Source organism: Arthrobacter sp. UNC362MFTsu5.1 (assembly GCF_000685965.1).
GTDB lineage: Bacteria > Actinomycetota > Actinomycetes > Actinomycetales > Micrococcaceae > Arthrobacter.
Window position 1 is genome coordinate 313424 of sequence record NZ_JMLE01000002.1, and the last position, 6445, is coordinate 319868.

General features: G+C 66.5%; 8 protein-coding genes and 1 tRNA gene. 5 read left to right on the forward strand and 4 right to left on the reverse strand.

Features of this window, described 5'->3' with window-relative positions; genetic code table 11:
* Positions 1-74 precede the first annotated feature (74 nt).
* Positions 75-1022, forward strand: coding sequence for a LysM peptidoglycan-binding domain-containing protein (locus BS38_RS0104250; RefSeq protein ID WP_028269673.1), 948 nt, complete (start codon positions 75-77; stop codon positions 1020-1022).
* Between the two features lie 162 nt (positions 1023-1184).
* Here the strand turns inward: BS38_RS0104250 and BS38_RS0104255 are convergent.
* Together BS38_RS0104255 and BS38_RS0104260 are read right to left on the reverse strand one after the other, a co-directional pair.
* Positions 1185-1266 (reverse strand) — tRNA-Tyr (locus BS38_RS0104255).
* Positions 1267-1427: 161 nt separating this feature from the next.
* Positions 1428-1682 (reverse strand): hypothetical protein, encoded by a 255-nt coding sequence (locus BS38_RS0104260; RefSeq protein WP_028269674.1) that lies wholly within the window; start codon positions 1680-1682, stop codon positions 1428-1430.
* A gap of 202 nt (positions 1683-1884) precedes the next feature.
* On the opposite strand from BS38_RS0104260, the gene BS38_RS0104265 reads away from it, so the two are divergent.
* Positions 1885-2376: a YajQ family cyclic di-GMP-binding protein gene (locus BS38_RS0104265; RefSeq protein ID WP_003804256.1), complete on the forward strand. Its 492-nt coding sequence runs from the start codon at positions 1885-1887 to the stop codon at positions 2374-2376.
* A gap of 134 nt (positions 2377-2510) precedes the next feature.
* On the opposite strand, the gene htpX is transcribed toward BS38_RS0104265, so the two are convergent.
* On the reverse strand, positions 2511-3380 hold the full coding sequence (htpX, locus tag BS38_RS0104270) for a zinc metalloprotease HtpX (RefSeq protein WP_028269675.1): 870 nt from the start codon (positions 3378-3380) through the stop codon (positions 2511-2513).
* Between the two features lie 46 nt (positions 3381-3426).
* Entirely contained in the window at positions 3427-4698 is a 1272-nt protein-coding gene (locus tag BS38_RS0104275) for an MFS transporter (protein WP_028269676.1), read from the reverse strand.
* A 114-nt stretch (positions 4699-4812) separates the two neighbouring features.
* On the opposite strand from BS38_RS0104275, the gene BS38_RS0104280 reads away from it, so the two are divergent.
* The 3 genes from BS38_RS0104280 to BS38_RS0104290 form a co-directional block, all read left to right on the forward strand.
* Entirely contained in the window at positions 4813-5583 is a 771-nt protein-coding gene (locus tag BS38_RS0104280) for a hypothetical protein (RefSeq protein ID WP_028269677.1), read from the forward strand.
* Between the two features lie 30 nt (positions 5584-5613).
* Positions 5614-6081: a Fur family transcriptional regulator gene (locus BS38_RS0104285; protein ID WP_028269678.1), complete on the forward strand. Its 468-nt coding sequence runs from the start codon at positions 5614-5616 to the stop codon at positions 6079-6081.
* Between the two features lie 26 nt (positions 6082-6107).
* On the forward strand, positions 6108-6445 hold a 338-nt coding region (locus BS38_RS0104290), incomplete at its 3' end, for a catalase (protein ID WP_028269679.1).

Consider the following 6445-nt stretch of genomic DNA (forward strand, 5'->3'; position numbering starts at 1 on the left):
GGCTTCCGGCGCACCGCCACCCTGGGGCCCGCTGTCCTGTTGACCCCAAGGCAATTGACTCTCGGGGGGAACCGATGGATCAAAACGAGCTTTACTCCGGGGGCAGCTCACCTGCCCCAACCACCACAAAAAGTAGCGCCACCGCCACCAGGCTGAGGACACTGCTGGCCGCGGGCGCCGTAGTCACCGCAGTCGCATTGACTGCCGTCGGATACTCCGCCACAGCGCAGACGTCCCGCGTCAGCGACGCCCAGGCAGTGACGGCACCCGCACCAGAAGCAGACAAATCCGCAGACAGGCCGGCGACAGCAGGTGCGGGGACGCCGGAGGCGGCCGTCGCCGCCGTCCCCGAAGCCGCTGCGCCGCCAGCCCCGGCCGCCGAACCGGCACCTGCCCCGGAACCGGCTCCAGCCCCGGCTCCGGCTCCGGCTCCGGAAGAGTCCAACCTGTACACCGTGGCAGCCGGCGACACCGTGGGGGCCATAGCAGCCCGCTTCGGCGTCGACATGAACGCCATGCTGGCGGCCAACGGCCTGGGCGTGTACTCACCGATCGTGCCCGGGCAGGTGCTCAAGCTGACGGGACCCGCCGTCGCCGCACCGGCACCCGCACCCGCGGCTGCTCCGGCACCAGCGGCGGCGCCCGCCCCGGCCCCGGCGCCAGCCCCCGCTCCGGCACCTGCCCCGGCTCCTGCCGTCCGCACGATCTATGTGGCTGGTGCCGGCGGCCAGTCCATGGTGGACGCCTGCATCGGCCCCATCCATTTCACCCCGACCGATGCCTACGCCCTTTTCATCACGGAGCACGACTTCTGCGGCGGGTGGGCACGGTTCTCGGGGATCGGAGTGGGCGAGACTGTCAGCATTCCGGGCTACGGGACCTACACCGTAGTCGGACGCGGACAGGTGCCGAATCCGGGCACCACCAACAATGTCTCTGCGATCTTCGGCGGCTTCCCGCGGGTCATCCTGCAGACCTGCATCCCGGGAACCAACCAGATGCTGGTGATCGGACTCAACTAGGGTCCCCTCAACCAAGGGTCCTAGGCTTGTCCGCGGTTCCGAACCTTCAAGGCCGGGAGCCGCGGACATGGCTCTGCCGGAAGGCCGCCCTGGCCCATAAGGTCCAAGCGCTTAAACAGAAAAGTCTCCGGAACCTGGTAGTTCCGGAGACTTTTCCTTGGGTGGCAGATGAGGGATTCGAACCCCCGTAGGCGTTGCCAGCTGATTTACAGTCAGCCCCCTTTGGCCGCTCGGGTAATCTGCCGAACTTCAAAAGAAGATCACTCGCGGCTGCTATGTTCAGAACGGCTGTTTCCAGTCCGTTTCGCTTCCAGTAACCGCGGGCAAGACAACTTTACAGAACTTCTGCCGAAGAATCGAATCGAGCCGCGAAGGCCGCCAAATACCCCGGAATTCCGCCAAAAATCAGGCTTCACCAAGAATGCGTCCGGCCAGTTTCGCTTCGAACTTCGCAGCCTGCTCCTCGGTGATCTGGTTCAGCTGCACCGCCCGCATCAGATCCGAGTGGACGCCGTCCAGCCGGGAAGAAGCATCTGCTACAGGGCTCAGGATGATCGAGGCGGCCACCGCGGCGGCTGCGACGGAGGTGGCCGCGGTGGCGAGCGTGGTGGCGGCCGCGGCAGTCGAGCGGGTGACGTAGCGGACGGCTTTCTGGTGCATGGCGGATTCCTTCCGGGGCAACTCTTCCAACACCTCCAACTCTGGGGCCCAAGACTTCGTTCCCGCCATGTGTCCGCTATGAGGAAACTGTGAATCGGGCGGAGCGGACCCGGGCCTTCACTTGGACGCCATCCGTACTAGGCTGGAATGCAGACAGCACCGCCCCTGAAGGGGCATCCAGGCGATCAGCAGGAGGACAGTTATGGCAGGCGAATCCACATTCGACGTCGTCAGCAAGGTAGACAAGCAGGAAGTTGCCAACGCGCTGAACCAGGCGCAGAAGGAACTGGCCCAGCGCTACGACTTCAAGGGCGTTGGCGCAGAGGTCGATTTCAGCGGTGAAAAGATCCTGATGAAGGCCAATTCCGAAGAGCGCGTGCTCGCCGTCCTGGACGTTCTGCAGTCCAAGCTCATCCGTCGCGGGATCTCCCTGAAGTCGCTGGACACCGGCGAGCCCTACGCATCCGGCAAGGAATACCGGCTGGAAGCCTCCATCAAGGAGGGCATCGCCCAGGACCTCGCCAAGAAGATCAACAAGCTGATCCGCGACGAGGCGCCGAAGTCCGTCAAGTCCCAGATCCAGGGCGATGAACTCCGGGTGACGTCCAAGTCCCGCGATGATCTCCAGGCCACCATGGCCCTCCTGAAGGACTTTGACGAGGCCGACCTGCAGTTCGTCAACTTCCGCAGCTAGACCGCGGCCGCCGTTTTCGACGCGCAAAATTCCACACGCCACGCAAAAAGGCTGGCGACACCGATATACGGGTGTCGCCAGCCTTTTTGCGCGTCGGGAACCACTTTGCGCGTCGGAAGTACGACGGCGGCAGCTCAGCTGAGGGGTCCGCGCGCCATCAGTTCCAGCCGGGCGATGCGGTCCTGCATGGCCGGATGCGTTGCGAACATCCTGCTCATGCCGCCGCCACGGAACGGGTTGGCGATCATCAGGTGCGAGGTGTTCACCAGCTTCTGGTCCTGCGGGAGCGGCACCATCTGGACGCCCTGATGGATCTTGCGCAGGGCTGAGGCGAGCGCCAGCGGATCGCCGGTGAGCGCGGAGCCGTCCTCGTCGGCGTCGTACTCCCTGGTCCGGGAGATGGCCGACTGGATCACCATCGCCGCCAGCGGGGCAAGCAGGGCCATGGCGAGCATCGCGAACGGGTTGGAGTTGCGCCGGTCCCCGCCGCCGAAGAACAGCAGCATCTGCCCCACCGAGGTGATCACACCGGCCACGGCCGCAGCCACGGACGACGTGAGGATGTCCCGGTTGTAGACGTGCATGAGCTCGTGGCCCAGCACGCCGCGAAGCTCGCGGGTGCTCAGCAGCCGCAGGATGCCCTCGGTGCAGCAGACCGCGGCGTTCTGCGGGTTCCGTCCGGTGGCAAAGGCGTTCGGCGCAGGCGTGGGCGAAACATAGATCCGCGGCATGGGCTGGCTGGCCTTGGCCGAGAGCTCACGGACAATCTGGTAAAGCTGGGGGGCCTGTTCCTCGGTGACGGGGTAGGCCTGCATGGACCGGAGGGCGATCTTGTCGCTGTTCCAGTACCCGTAAGCTGTGGTGCCCACGCCCACCAGCGCCATGATCCAGATGGGGGTGGTGCTCCGCATGCTGCTGCCGATCACGGCGCCCAGCCCCAGCAGCACCGCCCAGAGCACCCCGAACAGCGCCGCGGTCTTCAGTCCGTTGTGGTGATTATGCACTGTGCCTCCTCACGAAGTTCCCCCGTTGTTCCTGACTAACGTGCCGCTACGGAACGGGGTTCCGCGCGTCGTACTTCAGGAAACCGGACTGCCAGCGTGCCACCGCCCAAGCCACGGCGATGCACAACAGGCCGCCCAGCAACAAAACCCAACCTTCACTCAAAAGTTTAGTGCCGCCGCCGGCCAGCATGTCGCCGATCCTCGGGCCGCCTGCCACCACCACCACAAACACGCCCTGGAGCCGCCCGCGCAGGTGGTCCGGCGTCGCCGCCTGGAGGATGGTGGTACGGAAGACGGCGCTCACGGAATCCGAAATGCCAGCCAATGCGCAGCAGAGCGCGGCGGGCAGCAACCACCACGTCACACCGTCCACCCCGGAGCGCCCGGCCAATACCACCACCAGCCCGAAGCCGGCGATGGACGCACCCCAGCCCATAACGGACCACACCACCGCGCTGCCCTGCCGCCGGATACCGCCCAGCGGCCCGGAGAACAGCCCGGCCAGGAACGCACCAACAGCCGTGGACGCCAGGAGCACGCCCACGGTGGCTTCGCCGCCCCCGATCATCACCGCGCCGATCGCCGGCATCAGTGCCCGCGGCTGGGCGAAGATCATGGCCACGAGGTCGATCACGAACGTCATCCGCAGGTTCGGGCGCGTGCCCAGGAAACGGAAACCCTCGACGACGGAACGGAGGCCGGCGCGGTGCGCCTCCTTGCCCGGCGGCATGGGCGGCAGCTTCAGCAGTGCCCAGAAGGCAAACACGAAGCTCACCACGTCCAGCGTGTAGGTCCAGCCGAAGCCGACCCACGCCACCAGAACGCCGGCCAGGAGCGGACCGGCCGTCATGGCCAGGCCGAAGCTGATCAGGCTCAAAGCGTTGGCCGCCGGCAGCAGTTCCTTGCGGACCAGCATCGGGATGATGGCGCTGCGGGCCGGCTGGTTGATGGCCTGCGCGCCGCTCTGGACGGCCACCAGAGCGTACAGCAGCCACACGTTCCCCACCGCCAGCCAGGCCTGTGCGGCCAGCGCGGCCGTGGTCAGCCACAGCACGCTGGTCGCCAGGAGGGCCACCCTGCGGCGGTCGTGGGCATCGGCGATGGAGCCGCCCAGCAGTCCGCCCAGCACCAGGGGAACCAGCGCGAAAATACTCAGGAGCCCCACGTAGAGGCTGTCCTGCGTCAGCCGGTACACCTCCAGGCTCACCGCAACCAGGGTCAGCTGGCTGCCGAGGTTGGAGACGGCGGATCCGAGCCAGAGCCGGCGGAAATCGGGGCTTTCGCGCAGCGGGGTGAGGTCAGCCAGAAGTTTTGCCACTGGGCAACTCTAGCCGCGGGCGCCTGCGGAACCGGGGCTCCCGGGTGTTTACCTTGGCCTTGATAGTCTCGGGGTGAGTCCCGGGCGGGAATCACCACGGTGGAGGGAGTGCGCATGCAGTTGTCCAGGCGGCTGCTTTTCGGCTCGTCGGTCTGGGAGGTCACCCGGCCGCGCACTCCGCTGACTTCCGGCCACCTGATGATCCGCCTCAGCGATCCGGCAACGGCCCTGGACCACCGATCGGCGGCCGACTGGCTGCGCTGCCACAATGCTGCCCGCAGGGCATTGGCCGACGTCCTCGGCGCTGATACCTGCACTTTGCTCTTCGCACACCGCTGGCATTCGCTCGGCGCTTCGATCGGCGAGCCGGCGGCGGAATCCTCCACCCCCACGTTCCACCTTTTCGGCCGCTGGGACGGTGAACCGGTCACCCCGGCGGAACAACTCTCCCTGCCTGCGCAGCGCAGGAAGCCCGCGTCGGACCAGGACCTGGACAAGTACGACGCCGGCCTGCGCACCGCGTTGCTGAAGGCGGCAGCTTCGGCGGCACACCCGGAGGCGAGCCCGGGTTCCGGTGCGCCGCTGCCCGCCATCCGCACATGGCCGCCGTCGACCCCGGCTGGGTCCCACCACACGGTACTGTCCCCGGAACGGCCCCTCGGGTCCGTCGAGGATGTGGCCCCGGCGGAACTACTTGCGCTGGCCGCAGCGTTGGAAGTCCTGGCGCTTCGCCAGGCCGTCGCCGGCCTCAGTTGCATCGTGCCGGATACCGCCGTCACGGACGGGCGCCTGGAGCTGCACGCGCTGGGCCGCTCCGCCGGTGAAGCCGTGAACCCCTTTGAAATGTTGCTCCATTCTCCGGAGATTAGCCCCGCCTTATTGTGATTTAGTCATAATAAGTGCTTGAATGGGGCTATGACAGTTCACGAGGCCGGCCAGGATGCATGGGCAGCCGCCCTGCGCGCCCACGGCCGCCGGGTGACCAAACAGCGGCTGGCGGTCCTCACCGCCGTCGAACACCACCCGCACTCGCCGGCCGAAAGCATCCTTGCCGCCGCCCGTGAGGAGCTGCCTGAGATGACCGCGCAATCCGTGTATGTAGTCCTCGGGGACCTCACGGACCTGCATATGCTGCGCCGGTTCGAACCGCCCCACTCCCCTGCGCTCTACGAGACGCGGGTGGGCGATAACCACCACCACGCCATCTGCATCAGCTGCGGGCGCGTGGAAGACGTGGACTGCGCCGTGGGCCATGCGCCCTGCCTCACGCCGCACTGGGACGAAAACTCCGAGCCGATGACCATCCAGATCGCTGACGTTATGTACCAGGGCATCTGCCAGGACTGCCAGCGCACCCAAAAGCTACCCGCCGAACGAAACTAAGCAACAAACCCAACCAAAGGAGAAAGATGACCTTGAACATCTCTGCGCCCGCTGTGTCCACCACACAGTCCGGTGCTCCCGTCACGTCCGATGCACACTCGAAGGCTGTCGGCGCTGACGGCGCCATCATCCTGACCGACCACTACCTGATCGAGAAGCTCGCCCAGTTCAACCGCGAGCGTGTCCCGGAGCGTGTAGTGCACGCCAAGGGCGGCGGCGCGTTCGGTAAGTTCACCGCGTCCGAGGACGTCTCCAAGTACACCAAGGCCGCGTTCCTGCAGCCCGGCGTAGAGACCGAGATGCTGATCCGCTTCTCCTCGGTCGCCGGCGAGAACGGCTCCCCCGACACCTGGCGGGACCCCCG

What these genes read in the sequence shown, in the direction of transcription:
- BS38_RS0104250 (WP_028269673.1), top strand. Translation starts at nt 75, where the DNA reads ATGGATCAAAACGAGCTTTACTCCGGGGGCAGCTCACCTGCCCCAACC.
- BS38_RS0104260 (WP_028269674.1), bottom strand. Translation starts at nt 1,682, where the DNA reads ATGCACCAGAAAGCCGTCCGCTACGTCACCCGCTCGACTGCCGCGGCC.
- BS38_RS0104265 (WP_003804256.1), top strand. Translation starts at nt 1,885, where the DNA reads ATGGCAGGCGAATCCACATTCGACGTCGTCAGCAAGGTAGACAAGCAG.
- BS38_RS0104280 (WP_028269677.1), top strand. Translation starts at nt 4,813, where the DNA reads ATGCAGTTGTCCAGGCGGCTGCTTTTCGGCTCGTCGGTCTGGGAGGTC.
- BS38_RS0104285 (WP_028269678.1), top strand. Translation starts at nt 5,614, where the DNA reads ATGACAGTTCACGAGGCCGGCCAGGATGCATGGGCAGCCGCCCTGCGC.